At 60.3% G+C, this 14,753-nt stretch carries 12 protein-coding genes, 1 tRNA gene and 1 pseudogene; 6 read left to right on the top strand and 8 right to left on the bottom strand.

The annotated features are described in order from the left end of the window. The 3 genes from NW841_RS08270 to NW841_RS08260 form a co-directional block, all read right to left on the bottom strand. The coding region (locus NW841_RS08270; RefSeq protein ID WP_414386064.1) for an S-layer homology domain-containing protein at positions 1–1,384 on the bottom strand (1,384 nt) is incomplete at its 3' end. A gap of 150 nt (positions 1,385–1,534) precedes the next feature. Next, positions 1,535–2,575, bottom strand: coding sequence for an NADP(H)-dependent aldo-keto reductase (locus tag NW841_RS08265; RefSeq protein WP_414386063.1), 1,041 nt, complete (start codon positions 2,573–2,575; stop codon positions 1,535–1,537). An 82-nt stretch (positions 2,576–2,657) separates the two neighbouring features. Continuing rightward, a complete protein-coding gene (locus tag NW841_RS08260) occupies positions 2,658–4,463 on the bottom strand; it encodes a hypothetical protein (protein ID WP_414386062.1) in 1,806 nt (601 codons plus the stop codon). A gap of 373 nt (positions 4,464–4,836) precedes the next feature. On the opposite strand from NW841_RS08260, the gene NW841_RS08255 reads away from it, so the two are divergent. Further along, positions 4,837–5,961 carry a PP2C family protein-serine/threonine phosphatase gene (locus tag NW841_RS08255; protein ID WP_414386061.1) on the top strand — a complete coding sequence of 375 codons (1,125 nt, stop codon included), beginning with the start codon at positions 4,837–4,839 and terminating at the stop codon, positions 5,959–5,961. A 4-nt stretch (positions 5,962–5,965) separates the two neighbouring features. Here NW841_RS08255 and NW841_RS08250 read toward each other — a convergent pair whose 3' ends face one another. From NW841_RS08250 to NW841_RS08235, 4 genes are all read right to left on the bottom strand, one after another. Then, positions 5,966–6,262: a BolA family protein gene (locus NW841_RS08250; protein ID WP_414366454.1), complete on the bottom strand. Its 297-nt coding sequence runs from the start codon at positions 6,260–6,262 to the stop codon at positions 5,966–5,968. 73 nt (positions 6,263–6,335) lie between these two features. Further along, positions 6,336–6,409, bottom strand: a tRNA-Met gene (locus NW841_RS08245). A gap of 628 nt (positions 6,410–7,037) precedes the next feature. Continuing rightward, positions 7,038–8,315, bottom strand: a complete 1,278-nt coding sequence (locus tag NW841_RS08240; RefSeq protein WP_414366452.1) for a DUF4912 domain-containing protein — start codon at positions 8,313–8,315, stop codon at positions 7,038–7,040. Between the two features lie 156 nt (positions 8,316–8,471). Further along, complete coding sequence (locus NW841_RS08235; protein WP_414377101.1) at positions 8,472–8,726, bottom strand: hypothetical protein; 255 nt, start codon at positions 8,724–8,726, stop codon at positions 8,472–8,474. Between NW841_RS08235 and NW841_RS08230 the strand changes: the two genes are divergently transcribed. The 3 genes from NW841_RS08230 to NW841_RS08220 all read left to right on the top strand — a co-directional run bounded on the left by NW841_RS08230 (position 8,725) and on the right by NW841_RS08220 (position 11,945). After that, entirely contained in the window at positions 8,725–9,540 is an 816-nt protein-coding gene (locus NW841_RS08230) for a hypothetical protein (protein WP_414370564.1), read from the top strand. The genes NW841_RS08235 and NW841_RS08230 overlap by 2 nt on opposite strands. A 50-nt stretch (positions 9,541–9,590) precedes the next feature. Next, positions 9,591–10,748 carry a glycosyltransferase family 9 protein gene (locus NW841_RS08225; protein WP_414386060.1) on the top strand — a complete coding sequence of 386 codons (1,158 nt, stop codon included), beginning with the start codon at positions 9,591–9,593 and terminating at the stop codon, positions 10,746–10,748. 297 nt (positions 10,749–11,045) lie between these two features. Then, entirely contained in the window at positions 11,046–11,945 is a 900-nt protein-coding gene (locus NW841_RS08220; protein WP_414386059.1) for a DMT family transporter, read from the top strand. 6 nt (positions 11,946–11,951) lie between these two features. Here NW841_RS08220 and NW841_RS08215 read toward each other — a convergent pair whose 3' ends face one another. Then, positions 11,952–13,073, bottom strand: coding sequence for an iron-containing alcohol dehydrogenase family protein (locus NW841_RS08215; RefSeq protein ID WP_414386058.1), 1,122 nt, complete (start codon positions 13,071–13,073; stop codon positions 11,952–11,954). Between the two features lie 271 nt (positions 13,074–13,344). Between NW841_RS08215 and pilM the strand changes: the two genes are divergently transcribed. Together pilM and NW841_RS08205 are read left to right on the top strand one after the other, a co-directional pair. Continuing rightward, positions 13,345–14,427: a type IV pilus biogenesis protein PilM gene (gene pilM, locus NW841_RS08210; protein WP_414386057.1), complete on the top strand. Its 1,083-nt coding sequence runs from the start codon at positions 13,345–13,347 to the stop codon at positions 14,425–14,427. A 60-nt stretch (positions 14,428–14,487) separates the two neighbouring features. Beyond that, positions 14,488–14,753 (top strand): annotated as a pseudogene (locus tag NW841_RS08205) (pilus assembly protein PilN); the annotation flags it as partial.

Raw genomic sequence — 14,753 nt, 5'->3', positions numbered from 1 at the left:
GCTGGGCGGCCCGCACCTGGAAAGACCACTGCTGGATGGCAGTGTTGCCGCTAGTATCGGCAATTTGAACGGCAATCAAGGTTGGTCGATCGCTGGGCAGCGGCTCGGCGGGGGTATAGGTAAAGCCGGTGCGGCTGAGCTGGGCTTGGGCAGTGACATCTACATTGTTCACCAGCAGGGTAAAGCTATTGAGGTCGATCCCCTGGTCATCTTGAAAGCGGGCGGAGATGGCGGGGCGCGGGTTGTCGGTCACCGCTCCGTTGGGCGGGGCCAGGTCGCTGATGGTGGGGAAGGTGGTGTCGGTCACCTGCCCAATGCTGATGGTTTTGTCCGGCAATTGCACCAGGGTCACCAGCCCATCCCGCTCCAGACGGGCGAACACCGGCGCTTCCGAGGCCCGGTCTTGGCTGCGGAAGGTGTAGCTGCCCTCGTATTGGCCAGGGCGGGTTTCCTGCAACGGCAGGTTGTAGGCGATACCGGGGATGGAAAAAGACCCCTGCGCCCCCGGGGATCCCAGCAAATACACCGTCAGGGTGTCCCCCGGTTTGACGGATCCCAGCTCCTCGCGGGCCAAGAAAGTTCTCACTTCCGGCGCGGCAGGCAGCGTTTCCACCAGCGGCTCCACGGGGATGTCCGGCATAGCCAGGGGCTCAGGGGTGGGGGTAACCTGGGCGAGGAGTTCGGTGGGGATCCCTGGTCTGGGAATGGCAGCTCCCACCGGTGGGTCTAGGCTGGGCACCCGACCTACCTTGGCCAGCGCTTGGTAGGTAAGAGCCGCCACTTCCCCCCGCGTGGCCACCGCCTGGGCATTCAAGCGGGTGGGATCAGGGTAGAGCACCAACAGCCCTTCTTGAAGTGCTGTCGCGATGGGGGCGCGGGCAAAGTTGGGAACCAAATTGGCATCGCTGAACCCGGCCAGGATGGCGTCAATTTGGCTTGGATCCTCGAGGAGCTTGCCGTTGGTGGCAGCGCGGGTCAAGACGGTGATGGCCTGGGCACGGGTGAGGACCTCGTTGGGACGGAACGTGCCGTCGGGAAAGCCGGAAACATACCCTGCTGCTGCCGCCGCGCCAATAGAGGGAGCTGCCCAACTGGGAATGGGATCGGCAAAGGAGCGTACGGGAACGTTGGTATCCAGCCCAAAAGCTTTGGTAACGATGACAGCAAACTGGGCGCGGGTAATCGACTCATTGGGGCGAAAGGTGCCGTCTGGGAAGCCGCCGATGATCTGCCGCTCGTTCAAGCCGGCGATGTACTGGGCGCCCCAGTAGGTGCTGATGTCAGAAAGTTGCGCCCAAGCGGGATCCCCCATCCAAACCAAGCTGCTGCAGCCTACCACCAGAGCTACCGTCTTCCAACCCTGCCAAAGGAAAAGGTTGCGCATTGTTTGTTCACACCTCACGATCTGCTAGGAGAGCCCCTGGGAGGTTTGTGAGTTCAAGAGGGGCCAGCTCGGACCTAGTTATCCAAGCCATAGCCCCAGACGAGGAAAGTTCTCAAAAAGTTCTCCTTGGCGGGCTGTTTTGTCGCCTGCTCAGGGTGCAGGATTGGGGTAGCGCTGGTGCACCGCTTCGATCTCCGCCACGAGCTCAGGCGACAGCTCCACCTCCAGGCAACTGAGGTTTTCCTTGAGCTGAGCCAGGTTGGTGGCCCCAATGATGGTGCTGGTGACAAACCAGCGGCTGCGCACAAAGGCCAAAGCCAACTGGGCAGGAGTCAGGCCGTGCTGGCGGGCAATGCGTACGTAGGCAGCTACCGCCTCTTCTACGTTCGGCTTGCGGTAGCGCTGGCCAAAGCTTTCAAACAGGGTCAAACGGGATCCCGGCGGCTTGGCGCCCCCCAGGTATTTGCCCGTCAGCAGCCCAAAGGCCAGGGGGCTGTAGGCCAGCAGCCCCACCTGCTCATGGCGGCAGACCTCTGCCAGGCCCATCTCAAACGTGCGGTTGAGGAGGCTATAGGCGTTTTGAATCGAGACCACCTTGGGCAGGCCCAACTGCTCAGCCAGGTGGCAAAACTCGCAGACTCCCCAGGGGGTTTCGTTGCTCAGGCCGATGTAGCGCACCAGGCCCTCCTGCACCAGTTCCGCCAAGCCCTGCAGTTGCTCGGCAATGGGAACCGTGGGCCGCTCCTGGCTGGGATCGTAAGCCACCCCCCCAAACAGGGGCACATAGCGATCCGGCCAGTGGATTTGGTAGAGGTCGATGTAGTCGGTCTTCAGGCGTTTGAGGCTGCCGGCCACCGCCTGTTTGAGGTTGTCGCGGCTAATCGAGAGAGACCCGCCGCGGATCCAGTGCCAGGGCCGACCCGGGCCGGTGATCTTGGTGGCGATGATGAGGCGCTCCCGCGGCTGGTGTTGTAGCCACTCGCCGATGTAGCGTTCTGTGGCTCCCTGGGTTTCCGCCCGCGCCGGCACCGGGTACATCTCGGCGGTGTCGATGAAGTTAATCCCGTGCTCCACCGCGTAATCGAGCTGTTCCCAAGCCTCGGCCAAGGTATTCTGCTGTCCAAAGGTCATGGTGCCCAGACAGATTTCCGAGACCTGCAAAGGGCTGTGGCCAAGCTGGCGGTAGCGCATGGGAACTCCCGATCTCCTAACCCGAGACAGCACACCAGTCCCCATTGTGCCCAAAACTTGCCAGCCCCTGGGATCCCTGCCCCTACTCTTGCTGCAGCATAGGCATGTACTCGCGGTAGATCTGGTTTAGGATTTCCAGGCCAATGCGGGTGCGACTGTCGGGGGGACGGGCCTCGATGGCCGCCCTTACTTGCAAGATGGTCCCCACTGGGTAGGGAGAACGCAGCTCCTCCTGCTTGCCCAAAAACACATCCGTGAAGTAGTCAATCAGCCGCTTGACTTCTCCCATGTCCTTGCGGGAGATGTCCATATCCAAAACGGTGGTCAATTTGGCCCGCATCGCCTGGAAGCTTTGCTGACTGGTGTTGAGGGCCACCCGCTTGGCTAGGCTATCCACCACAATTTGGCTGATCTTCTCCACATTTTGAGTTACAATCTCGCGGTGGCGGGCAGCAAAGCGCAGTTGCACTTCATGCAAAAATTGTTCTCGCTCCAGGATTTGGATGCCCTGCTGCTCCAGATCCACTCCGTAGCTTTGCAACTGCTTGTACTGGTTTAAAACCCACTGGTTGTAGAACGAATCGGCCAAAACTCGCCAATAGCCGATGATTGTTGCCTCGGCAAAGGGGATGCTAAGCAAATAGGCCTCGCTGGTGATCCGGTGCAAATGCTCGGTTAGCTTGTCCCGCTCTTTCTCGTCCAAGTAGGAGGTGCGCGGCACCCAAGCTGCCCCGTACTCGCTTTTCACCTCCGCAGGGAGGGAGATCAAGAGAGTGTCGAAAAATTGGTGGAGGCTGAAAAGGAGAAACTTATTTGGATCCTGCAGGCGGTTGAGGAGCTCTTGTTTTTTCTCTTCTTGGTATTGGGCTACCAGTTGCTGGGCCTCGGCGGCCTGGCTGCGCGCTGCCTCCACATCTTGCCGCAGCTTTTCGATCGCTTCTGCGCTCGGCACCTCGGTAGCAGCAAGCTCCCCCTCTCCGCTGAAATAACTGCCGCCCGGCCCTGGACCACCGAGGCTTGCCAGCGGTTCGTCGCTGTCGTTATCCAGGGTTAAGAGGTGAGAAAGAGCCTGCAAGCGAGCTCGCCGATCGGAGGAGCCCAGGGATCCCACCTCCACCGGATCCCGACTTTCCCAACCGTCCAGTCCACCGATGCGATAGAGCGTGTAAAAATACTTGCTGAGCAGCAAGGCGAGGAGATGTCGGTTTTTGACGTCGTTGTACTCCAAGTAGGCCCGCAGACACAGTTGGAAGGCGATGTTGGGCAGGCTGCGACACACCTCCTTGATCTGGGAGTACACCCTTTGCAGATGCGGTCGAAAGCGGCGCGGGATCGCCTCAGGCCGCAGGCCACGCAGCAAAAACTCCGGCTGGCGCAGATCTTGAGGGGTAAAGTAAAAGCTTTCTTGCCAAAGCAGCTCGTCCAGGTCGCGGGCAAAAATCGGCTTCAACTGATCGATGATCTGCACAACGACCGCTTCGTTAAAAACCGGTATAATTTCTTCGATACGCAGCTCCTCGTAAATAGAATGCAGCCGCTCGCTGCGAAAGTCCTCGATCGAGATCAGCCCCTTCATGGTTCCAATCCGACCGTCGCTCCTCAGAAACTTGTACACAATCTCGGCCGTGGCGCTGGGAGAGAGGACGGGGGTTCCTGTCAGGTCGGGGGAAATTTGCAAAGGTCGCAGCAGGCGGCTGGTTTCGCTAAGGCTGAAGCAGCTCCAGGAAGCGGGGTTAAGCACCACTGAGGAGAGGCTGCCCAGCAATTGCTTCTCATCCAAGTCCTCCAGCCGGATTTCTCCCCTGGGAGCTTGGCGGGGTGCCGTGGGTGAAGCCGCCTGCGAATCCCGAACGGACGGAGGAGATAAAGGTAGGGGGGATGCACTCATGCAGCAAAGGGCGTTTAACCTCGAAGGTCACTCTAGACCGGCAAAGGATGGGTAAGATGTGATCTGTGTCTCTATGTCCAACGGAAGTCTCTAAAGCAGAGTCTGCCCAAAAACCTCGCGCTGTTATCTATTGGTACCAGTATCTGGGAACGGTCAGCTTTTGGGTAGCGTGCAACCACGGTTTTGGGGCTCCACCGATCGATACGCAACTTTAGCTCTGGTGGACGAGGTTGCTGAGTCTTTCCCCCCTCTTGCCGAGCCGGTTTTTCTGCCCAACCCCTAAGCTACGATAGAAAGTCTGCCTACCGGTATGTCTACCCGGGAGTTGCGGTTTGATGCGTTCTGAATTCGGGTTGATTCAGGATTAGGGTGCATGACGGCCATTTTGATTGTGGACGACGATCCCACCATTCGGCTGGTGTTGAAGCGATCCCTGGAGCGGCAGGGCTACACCGTCGAGATGGCCAGCGGTGGCTTGGAAGGGCTGGAGAAAGCTCATCTCCTAACCCCGGGGCTGATTATCTGTGACTGGATGATGCCGGATATGGATGGGCTGGAAGTCTGCCGGCGCATCAAGGCGGATCCCAAGTTTTCCACCACCTTCTTTATTTTGCTCACTGCGCGCACCGAAGTCGAAGACCGCATCCAGGGCCTAGATGCCGGGGCAGACGAGTTCCTCAGCAAGCCCATCGATCCCAATGAATTGCGGGCGCGGGTGCGGGCTGGGCTGCGCTTGCACCAGCTCAGCTATGACCTGCAACAGCAAACCGCCAGGTTGCGGGCAGAACTGGCCGAGGCGGCCAGCTATGTGCGTTCTCTTTTGCCCAAGCCGGCCGACTTCTCACCTCACCAAATAGCGATTGAGTGGTGCTTTTTGCCCTCCCAGGAGTTGGGGGGCGATTCGTTTAACTACCACTGGCTGGACGAGGATCACCTAGCTATTTACCTTCTGGATGTGTCAGGGCACGGGGTGGGATCCGCCCTCTTGTCCGTGTCGGTGATGAACCAGCTGCGTTCCCAGAGCCTGCCCGACACCGACCTGCGGCAGCCGGATGCGGTGTTGCGCGCCCTCAACCAATCCTTCCAAATGGGATCCCACCATGACATGTACTTCACCCTCTGGTATGGGGTTTACCGGCCGCGATCTCGCTTGCTTTCTTTTGCCAGCGCTGGCCACCCCCCCGCTCTGTTGGTTGCTCAATCAGATCCCATCCCCCTAGAGCTGAAAACACCCAATTTGCCCATTGGCATTTTGCCCGATCAGGACTTTGCTAGGGACGAAGTGCGGATCCCGGCCAACAGTTGTCTGTACGTGTTCAGCGACGGGGTTTACGAAGTGTCCACCTCGGAAGGGATCTGGGGAATGGAGAACTGGAAGTCGTTCCTAGGCGCCCATGCCTGCATTGGCCTCGATCGCGTTCTGCAACACATCCAATCTTTCCGCGGCAGGGCGGATCTTGAAGATGATTTTTCCCTGCTCCGTATCAGCTTTGGCTAGTAGCTCAAGAAGGAGGGAAGGGGGATGACTGGGGAGCTGAGCCGGGATCTGCTCCCTGAAGCTGCTGCCACTGGGTAGGGGTAAAGGTACGGAGGGCTAGGGCGTGGAGACGGCCATCCTGAAGGTAGGGCTTCAAGGCCTCGTTCACCAGCCGGTGCTGTTTGATGAGGGGGAGGCCTTGGAATTGCTCAGCCACGACGACGGCCTGAAAATGGTTGCCGTCGCCAACTGTATCTTCTACCTGCACCTTCGCGCCGGGCAGGGCAGCCTGTATCAACGCCTCGATTTCCCGCGGATCCATGCGCCGTCTTCCTGGCTTCGGCTCAAGACAACTTAGAGAAGCTCTCCCAATGCCTGCAGATGTTGAGTTCTCATAGCGGGGACTGGATTTGAACCAGTGACCTTCGGGTTATGAGCCCGACGAGCTACCAGGCTGCTCTACCCCGCGCCGCTTTCCCAGTCTAGCCTGTTCTCCTAGAAGCCGGCAAGCCTCCAGTTGCCGGCAGGGATCCTTGGAGCGACCGTTGACATACTCCCCAGCCCCAAAGGGCGGGGATTCTTGTTCCGGGTTCCACGACAGCACTTGCTGAGTTGGGTTGCCCTTCCCCAGCAGCGGTGCTCATCTCCCCAAGCGTTCCCTCTTGCAAGGCAGTTCCCCAATGCCCTTGGGCGCTGTTCCACTCAATTCCCAACATCTTCAGGGCCCGGTGCAAAATGTTGAGTGCTGCGTTGGTGCCGAGGATAAGCTGGCTGGCTTTGCCGTTGCAGTACAAAGCAAAGGTACCTGCCTGGTTGCCGCCGGTGAAGGTGATGGCCATCCCGTCAGGTGAAAGTTTCCACCCCGACTGCTTGTACTCATACTCAATGGATACGAATGGCCTCATTCAGAGCTTGGTACTGCTCTGGTGTTCGGTTGAGTAGCTTGGCTTTCCTGCTAGCATGAAACATCACTCGCTTGAGCGGATAAGCAAAGACAGCGCTTCATCCCCCTAGCTTTAGCCAGGGGCCTTCGCGCATCACTTCCCGGTAAAAAGCCCCCCCTAGAGCTGGGGGGTGAGCAAGCAAGAGCGAGCCCTTTAAGGCAACAGTTCTTCGATAGCCTCCTCCTTGGTGTTGGTGCGGCGGGAGAGGGTGCGGCGGTCGAAGGTCATGTGGATCTCCCGGTTTTGCTCGCCATCGGCAGCCACGGCAAAGATGGGGAAGTCGATGTTGCCATCGGGGAAAGCCATGTGGAAACGGAAGGTGCCATCGGGGTTGAGCTGGATCTTGCGCCCAGCGATGGTGACGGTGGCATCCGGCTCCGTGGCCCCGTAGACGATCAGCTCGGCATCAGCCACCAGCCAGAACTTGCGGGAGCGCCGCGGCAGGACTTCGGAAGCGCCGGAGAACAGCCCCAGGCCCGATCCAGAAGCCATCCAAGGGGCAGCAGGCACTTCGGCCATGGCCATCCCCATCATGCCCACGCCTGACGGGATAATGAACGAGCTGATGGCCTGCTCCGGCACCAGTTGACGGCTGCCCATTTGGTGGCTGCCAAACAGGGATCCCGCCACCCGCATTGCCTCAAAGCCGCCCACCATGTCCAGGAAGGGATCCGCCGTCGCCTCCCGCTGCGGCTCGTCGCCTTTGTAGGCCACCACGCCCATGCCGGCGGCGCTGCGCTTGTAGGGCTCGGTGAGCTGGTAGAGGGTGCGGCCCTGGAGGGGCATCTCAAAGGGCACCGTCAGGAAGTGCTCTTCAAACCAGTCGGAGGGGAAGACCGGCGGCACCATCACTGCTGCTGAGCGGGCCAACATTAGCCAGCGGCCATCCGCCGTCCGGTAGCCGATCTCCACCAAATAGGAGCGGTCGCTCACCGGGATCGGCAGGTACCACTCCCGCGCCAACTCGTCGCAGGGGTACTCCTGCATGCTGTGGGCCGGCTGGCGGTCGAAATCAATATCTGTCACATCGTACAGACGCAGCGCCAACTGCTGGCCGCCCTCGCGGCGCTTGCTTTCCTTGGCTTCGTTGGGGACATCCCAGTAGGCGTAGGCCCACTGGGGATCCCGCGGCAGCAGGACAATGCGGCTTTCGCCATAGCCCCCGGGCAGATCCCCCAGCCCCTTGTCTACATCGGCCAGATCCGGCTTGCTAGCTACTTGGCCGACATACTTCGTCCCGGTAACCGACTCTTGCCCGCTGGGCTCCGGCATCGCATCGATGGGGCGGCCAGTTTTGGCTTGGGCTTCCCGAATGGCCTCGATAAGCTGCTCTTTGGTCATGCGGCTGTACTTGGGGATTTGATAGCGGGCAGCTTCTTCCCGCAACTGCCGGATGGTCATTTCTTCCAACGGGATCCGCTCTGGTGGCATGGTCAGGGTCTCCTGTCTTCGACAACTCAGGCTTTGTGCAATGCTCCAGCTTCTAACCCAAAGGCCGATCCCAGCTTGTGGCTCAGTACAGCCTTGAACCTACTGGCGTGACGGCCTGCTTTGTGCTTTCCAACCCCTGATGACTCCAGGTCGGGATCAACGGGGATCGCAAAGAATGATGAACACATGTTTGCGTATTTTTGCCTGGCGGTCAAGAGCTTGGGGATCGCTGGGGATCAACGCCTGGCTTTCCCAGCCATCTTGAGCCAGGGATCCCTCCGCAGGGGAGAAAAAGCCAAAGGGAGGACTGCGCGGGATCCCCTGCCGAACCGGTCCTGCCTGGGTAGCATGGGGGAAGGGTGGGCGGCTGCAGAGCAAACCACAGGTTTTCAGGCCGTGAGGTGGGGGCATGAGGTGGTGGAAAGATAGAACTCAAGGCGCAGGGATCCGAGCGATCTTGGCAGCGCTGGGGATCCTGGTCTGGCCGGGGGAAGCTGTCGAGGCGCAAACGCTGTTTCCTCCCCTTTACCGCCTGCAAGGGGGATCTCCTGCCCCAGCCGTCGAGGGACAACCGCTTCCAGCAGAAACGCCCTGGCGCCTGGTTACTCCCGACCAGGTAGAAGTAGAGTCAGCGGTTTCTAGCGAGAACCCAAGCTTGGAAGGGCCGATTTTCGATTTGGACTTGTTGCGCCAGTTCGGCAGCGGGGGCGGTGGCTCGGGTTCTGGCCAGGGAGAAGGGAGCGGGCCCGGCAGCGGCCAGAGCGGGGGGCGCGGCTCCAGCCCTGGCTCGGGGGTGGGCACAGGCCAGGGGCCAGGGGGGGGAGCTGGCCTCGAAGCAGGATCCCAGCGGCAAACCCCGCAGGTAACAGGGCTGATCGTGGATGCCCGCGGCCTGGATTTTCTCCCTAGCCAATCGATGCGCCTTTTGGATCCCGACGGCAACCCAGTTTACCCGCCCCTCAACCTTGGCCAGGATCTCAATGCTGCCTTTGTGGGCAGCGAGGGCACTGCCGCCTATACCACCTCAGAAGAGCAGGCCCGCTCGCTGGTCAACCGCATTGGGGAACGGCCCCACCGCATCCGCGCCATGCGCACCCTAGGCTACGACCTGGTGATCTCCGCCGAAGACGCCTTCAACCTGCGCCAGATGAACGCCAGCGATGGCTTTCTGGATCGCTTTGCCGTGGTAGTCATCTGGGATGGCAGCCAGGCCAGCCGGCCTTGAGTAGCCCTGGGGAGGGGATGGTAGCTTAACAAAAGTGCTCCGCCCTGCGGATGCAAACAGCTTTTTCTGGGGATCCCAACCCTATGCAACGGTTTGCCAACCAACCCCTGCGGGAACGACCCCATCTAGCGGTATTTTCTTCCAGCAAGGTGGGCAACTTTGTGGTCACCATCCCCCTCCTGCGGGGCCTCAAGGAAAAATACCCCGGCTGTGTGCTGGATTTTTTTGGCAGCGAGATTACCCGCGACTTTGAGCTCCACTGCCCCTACATCGACTTCAGCTTCCCCCTCTACAGCCGCCGCCCCGATTACCTCGAGGCCCTAACAGCAGCAGTGCGGGATCGTGTGGCCCAGGCCGGGCCTTATGATCTGGCCATCAATTGCGACGAGTTCAGCGAGCTCAACCTGGTGGCGGTGACGGCCTTGCGCCCCCAGTACATTGCCGGCGCCGGCCTGACCTTGGATTTTCGCCGCAAGCTGGATCCCGGCCCCGACCCGGTGCAGCGCATGCTCCAGGACGACGACTGGAACAGCCTGGAGTTTTTGCAGCGCTACAAAGACATCCTCACCAGCAACTACATTGCCGAGATCTTCTGCCGCCTGGCTTATGTGGAAACAGATTTTTTCCGCCTAGAGCTGCCCAGCCGGGATCCCGACTTTCCCGTGCCGGAAGTTCTGGTGCACATCACCACCACCCGCCGTGCCAAGATGTGGCCACTCGAGTACTGGCGCCAAGTGATCCAGTGGTGCCAGGGCCAGGGCCTGCAGGTGGGGCTAATTGGCAGTGCCCCCGAGCTGCAGCGATCCCTCTACCACGGTGACGGTGAAGAGCAACTGGTGGCTGAAACAGGGATGATTGACCTGCGGGGCAAAACCAGCTTGATCGAATTGGCCGGGGCCCTGAAGCGGGCGCGGGTCTGTATCTCCGTGGACGCGGGGCCGATGCACATTGCAGCGGCTGTGGGCTGCCCCACCATTGCTCTGTTTGGCAACGATGCCGATGGCGATGGAGCTAGCCCAGTGCGGCTGTGGGCACCTCGCCTGCCCCACGTTTACGTTACCCAAACTTCCTATAAATGCCGGGTCTGCGTGGAAAACAAGTTCAAAAACGAAGCCTGCCTGGTGGAGGGCCACCCCTGCATGGCCCACCTCCGGCCAGAAACAGTCATCGGCTACCTGCAGGAGATTCTAAATCTGAAGAAGACGTAGGACTTCCAGCCGATCTCTTCCCTCACCCCCATCCCCTCTCCCAAAGGGAGAGGGGAGCTACAGAGCGAGGGGACAACTGTTGTTCATGGCTATTCGAGATGGCCATAGCTCCCAGGGATCCCCGTCTTTTTCCCTGCTGACCAGGGGGGTGGCAGAGAGGGCCCAGGAGCGCCGGTCGGATCCCTGACAGTCCGCTTAGGCTGAGAGTTCGAGGCTGAAAACTCTGTACTTAAACGTTTGGGTGTGAGCTGTAACGTTGAGAACGCGCAAGTGGGGCAGTTTGCGGAGGGGGGCCAAATGAGAGCCTGGCAAGGGGTTGCCCTGAAGCTGCTGGCCACCTTTTGCTTTGCCTGTTTGGGGGCGATCATCCGGCTCAACACGCCCGCCCTGCACCCTTTTGAAATTGTGTTCTTGCGCAACCTATTTGGGTTACTTGCCCTGGTGCCACTGCTTTTGCGAGCAGGGATCCACTCTCTGCGCACCGCCAAGATGGGCTTCTACCTCCTGCGCTCGGCAATCAGCACCTTGGGGATGCTGCTTTCCTTCTGGGCAGCCAGCCTGTTGCCTTTGGCGGAAGCAACGGCGCTGAGCTTTGTCCAGCTTTTGTTTGCCAGCCTCATGGCGGTCTGGGTGTTGGGCGAACAGATGCGTCCCTCCCGCTGGCTGGGGTTGGGCCTGGGGTTTGCCGGGGCCTTGGTGATGCTAAGGCCGGGCTTTCGGGAGCTCTCCTTAGGGACAGGACTAGCTTTGGCGGCGGCAGCCCTCTTTGCCTGGGTAACCATTGTGCTCAAGATCCTCGCCCGCACCGAGTCCAGCCTCACCATTACCGCCTACATGGGCCTGTTGCAGACTCCCCTTTCCTTCTTGGCTGCTGTTTGGGTTTGGAGCTGGCCTTCGCCGGAGCAGTGGCTGTGGATGGCAACCATGGGGCTGCTGGGCAGCCTGGGCCAGGTGGCCCTCACCCAAGCTTACAAGCTGGCCGAGGTGACCATGCTGCTGCCTCTTGATTTTTTCCGCCTCCTCTGGGCTAGCCTGATCGGGTTCTGGGTCTTTGCCGAGATCCCGGATGGGTGGACTTGGATGGGCGGAGCCTTGGTCTTGGCAGGCGCCACCTCTGGGGCCTACAGGGAAGCCCGGCTGCAGAAGGCCCAAACCCCAGCCTGGACTGGCAAAGTTGGAAAGCGGGAAGATCTCTAGGCCAGCCTAGAGCCGCGGCAGAACGGGACTGGAGCTGGTCAGGTCGGTGGTGGTGAGGGCCACCAGCAGGGCTTCTGGGCTGACGGGGAAGGGCAGGTGGTGGATATCTGAGCCTGGCTGGCAGGCCACTTGGGCTGCGTGCAGCAGCTCGGCGGATCCCAGGTGATCCAGGTGGAGATCCCGCAAGTTAAGGGGCAGCCCCACCTGGCGGTAGAACTCCAGCAGCTGGGTGCGGGCGGCCAGCGCCAACTGGCTTCCCTGCAGGATCTCCTCCAGGCGAAGCTGGGCCAAGATGCCAAAAGCCACTTTCTCGCCGTGCAGGGTGGCCCGGTGGCCCACCAGATGAGTAAGACCGTTGTGGACAGCATGGGCGGCCACGGTGCGACACTTGGCTCCTCCCATGCCGCCGACAATCCCCGCTAGGCAAATGCAGGCGTCCACCACCTGCCTCCAAGCAGTCCCACCTGGCTCCCGCAGGGCCGCCACCGATTTTTGCAAGAGCAAATCCCGTAAGACGCGGGCCTGCTGCACAGCGCCGATCACCAGGGCATCTTCTGAACTGCCGCTGCTCACAGAAGACTCGTACCACTTGGCCAAGGCATCTCCGATCCCGGCCACCAGAGTGCGTGCTGGTGCTTGCAGAATCAAGTCATAGTCCAGGATCAAAGCAGCGGGAGCCTGATCCAGGGCCACATCCCGCTGAAAAGCTCCGGCCTCCGAGTAGATGTTGGACAGGGCGCTCCAGGCGGCACAGGTGGCAGCAGAGGTGGGCACTGTTACCACCGGGATCCCCAACCGGTGGGCCACCAACTTGGCCGTATCCAACGCCTTGCCGCCCCCCACCCCCAAAATGCCGGTTACGGATTCTGCTGTGGCCAGAGCCTGGAGACGAGCCAGCTCCGATTCGGTGCAATCGACGCCATAGGTGCTCCAGTAAACCTGAACGGCGGGATCCCGCTCCAGATTGCGCTTCAGGGGCAGTTCAGCCACAGCCAGCGATCGCTCCCCCCCGATCACCAACACGCGGGATCCCAGGATCGTCAGGGGGACGGCCTTGAGAATGCCGCTGCCCCGGTACACCCGGCCCGGCGCCGGAATGGCTAGGTCGAATTCACAAGTGCTCAGCATTCCAAAAAGGGGCAATAAGGTCAGCCCAGTGTCCGTAAATACAGACTACGATCCTAGCCGCAAGTTCTGCCTTTCCCACCCCTGAGTCTCGCTTGCTTAGAACGGGTTGGGATCCCTGGTAGGGGAGGGCCAGCTAGCACAAATCTTTGCCGGCAGTCAACTGCAAACGGTGGTAACCCCCAGACAAATTGGGTAGTATGCGTCTAGCAGTGGCGCGGAGGGCAGTGTTTCCGGCGTGTTCGGCTTTCTGGGTGGCTCTAAAACTCAAACCATGCTTGGGGTAGATATCAATCCCGAGCGCCTTGCTGTTGCCCAAGTCAAGAAGCAGGGCAATGGTCGCTATCGTCTGGTTCACTACCACAGCGTGGAAATGCCAGAGGGGGCAATGATCGAGGGGCGCATCCTCGATCCAGACACGGTTGGCCTGACCCTGGCCAACTTGCTAAACGAATACAAGGTGCCCACCAACTTGCCGGTGGCGACCGCGGTGCCGGTGCGAGAGGCGATCGTCCGTCTCATTCGCCTGCCTGCTGACCTGCCTGCCGATGAGCTGCGGCGGGTGGTCTTGGAGCAGGAGGCGGAGCTCTACATCCCCTACTCCCGGGATCAGGCGGATGTGGACTACCAGCCCCTGGGCCTAGACCTTTCTCAGGATGGCATTGAGCGCATCGAAGTCTTACTGGTAGCCATCCCCAAGGAGGTGGTGGACAATTACCTGGCTGTGCTGCAAGCGGCCAACTTGAAGGCCCGCTGTGTGGAGCTGGCCAGTTTCTCCCTCATTCGCACCATCCGTGACCAGCTCCTCCAGTACGGCCCCCAAGAGGCGGTGTTGCTTAGCTCCATCGGCTACGACAGCAGTGAGATCAGCATCTTGGTCAACGGCATCCCGCAATTTACCCGCACCGTCAACATCGGCACCATCCACATGCGCCAGGTGCTAGCCCAGGCCCTGAATTTGCCGGTTAGCCGCACTGGCGACCTATTGCGAACTCTAAGGTTACCCTTGATCAACCCCGCCGATGTTTTGGCCACGGGAGAGCAACCGGTTCCCAGCAACCCCGGTGTGGCAGCGGTGGCCCGTGTCGTCTCCGATTTGGCCGATGAACTAAAGCGCTCGATTGACTTTTTCACGAGCACGGAAAGCAGCTTTCCTGTGGTGAAAGTATTGCTGGCCGGGCCAGGAGCCAGCATTGGCCAAATGGATGGCTTCTTATCCCAGTTGTTGAGCGTGGCGGTGGAGTTGGCGGATCCCTTTGGCAGCATCCTGGTACCGAATGCAATCGAGGTGCCCTTGGAGGAGCGCCCGGCGATGGGAGTGGCCCTGGGGCTGGCCATGCGGGAAGCCGGCAAGTAACGACAGGGATCCCTCGAAGGCACTATCCAACAATGAGCGAGCAATGAGTGAGGCGATTGGATGTACACACCGGAAATCAATTTTCTTAAGGAAAGGCCGGAAGTTCCCACCACCGTTCAGACAGGGGCGGTAGCCGCCCCGACAACTGCCGCCGGAGCCGAGAGCTGGGCTTTGGCCATTGGCCTGGGGGTTGCCGTGACTGCTGTGGCCATGGGGGCTTTCTTGTATTTCCAAGACAGCTTTTCCCGTCAGCGGAATACTCTGAGGGCAGAGCAAACCCGCCTTGACGGTGAACTCAGCACAGCCAATGCTGAGTTGACCCGACT

The sequence above is a fragment of the Synechococcus sp. H60.3 genome, from assembly GCF_047462295.1.
Taxonomy (GTDB): Bacteria; Cyanobacteriota; Cyanobacteriia; order Thermostichales; family Thermostichaceae; genus Thermostichus.
Note: the sequence above shows the minus strand (reverse complement) of the source record. Positions and strands in the feature narration are given on the sequence as shown.

What these genes read in the sequence shown, in the direction of transcription:
- NW841_RS08230 (WP_414370564.1), top strand. Translation starts at nt 8,725, where the DNA reads ATGAGGTGGTGGAAAGATAGAACTCAAGGCGCAGGGATCCGAGCGATC.
- NW841_RS08260 (WP_414386062.1), bottom strand. Translation starts at nt 4,463, where the DNA reads ATGAGTGCATCCCCCCTACCTTTATCTCCTCCGTCCGTTCGGGATTCG.
- NW841_RS08265 (WP_414386063.1), bottom strand. Translation starts at nt 2,575, where the DNA reads ATGCGCTACCGCCAGCTTGGCCACAGCCCTTTGCAGGTCTCGGAAATC.
- NW841_RS08220 (WP_414386059.1), top strand. Translation starts at nt 11,046, where the DNA reads ATGAGAGCCTGGCAAGGGGTTGCCCTGAAGCTGCTGGCCACCTTTTGC.
- NW841_RS08250 (WP_414366454.1), bottom strand. Translation starts at nt 6,262, where the DNA reads ATGGATCCGCGGGAAATCGAGGCGTTGATACAGGCTGCCCTGCCCGGC.
- NW841_RS08255 (WP_414386061.1), top strand. Translation starts at nt 4,837, where the DNA reads ATGACGGCCATTTTGATTGTGGACGACGATCCCACCATTCGGCTGGTG.
- NW841_RS08240 (WP_414366452.1), bottom strand. Translation starts at nt 8,315, where the DNA reads ATGCCACCAGAGCGGATCCCGTTGGAAGAAATGACCATCCGGCAGTTG.
- NW841_RS08235 (WP_414377101.1), bottom strand. Translation starts at nt 8,726, where the DNA reads ATGCCCCCACCTCACGGCCTGAAAACCTGTGGTTTGCTCTGCAGCCGC.
- NW841_RS08225 (WP_414386060.1), top strand. Translation starts at nt 9,591, where the DNA reads ATGCAAACAGCTTTTTCTGGGGATCCCAACCCTATGCAACGGTTTGCC.
- NW841_RS08215 (WP_414386058.1), bottom strand. Translation starts at nt 13,073, where the DNA reads ATGCTGAGCACTTGTGAATTCGACCTAGCCATTCCGGCGCCGGGCCGG.
- pilM (WP_414386057.1), top strand. Translation starts at nt 13,345, where the DNA reads ATGCTTGGGGTAGATATCAATCCCGAGCGCCTTGCTGTTGCCCAAGTC.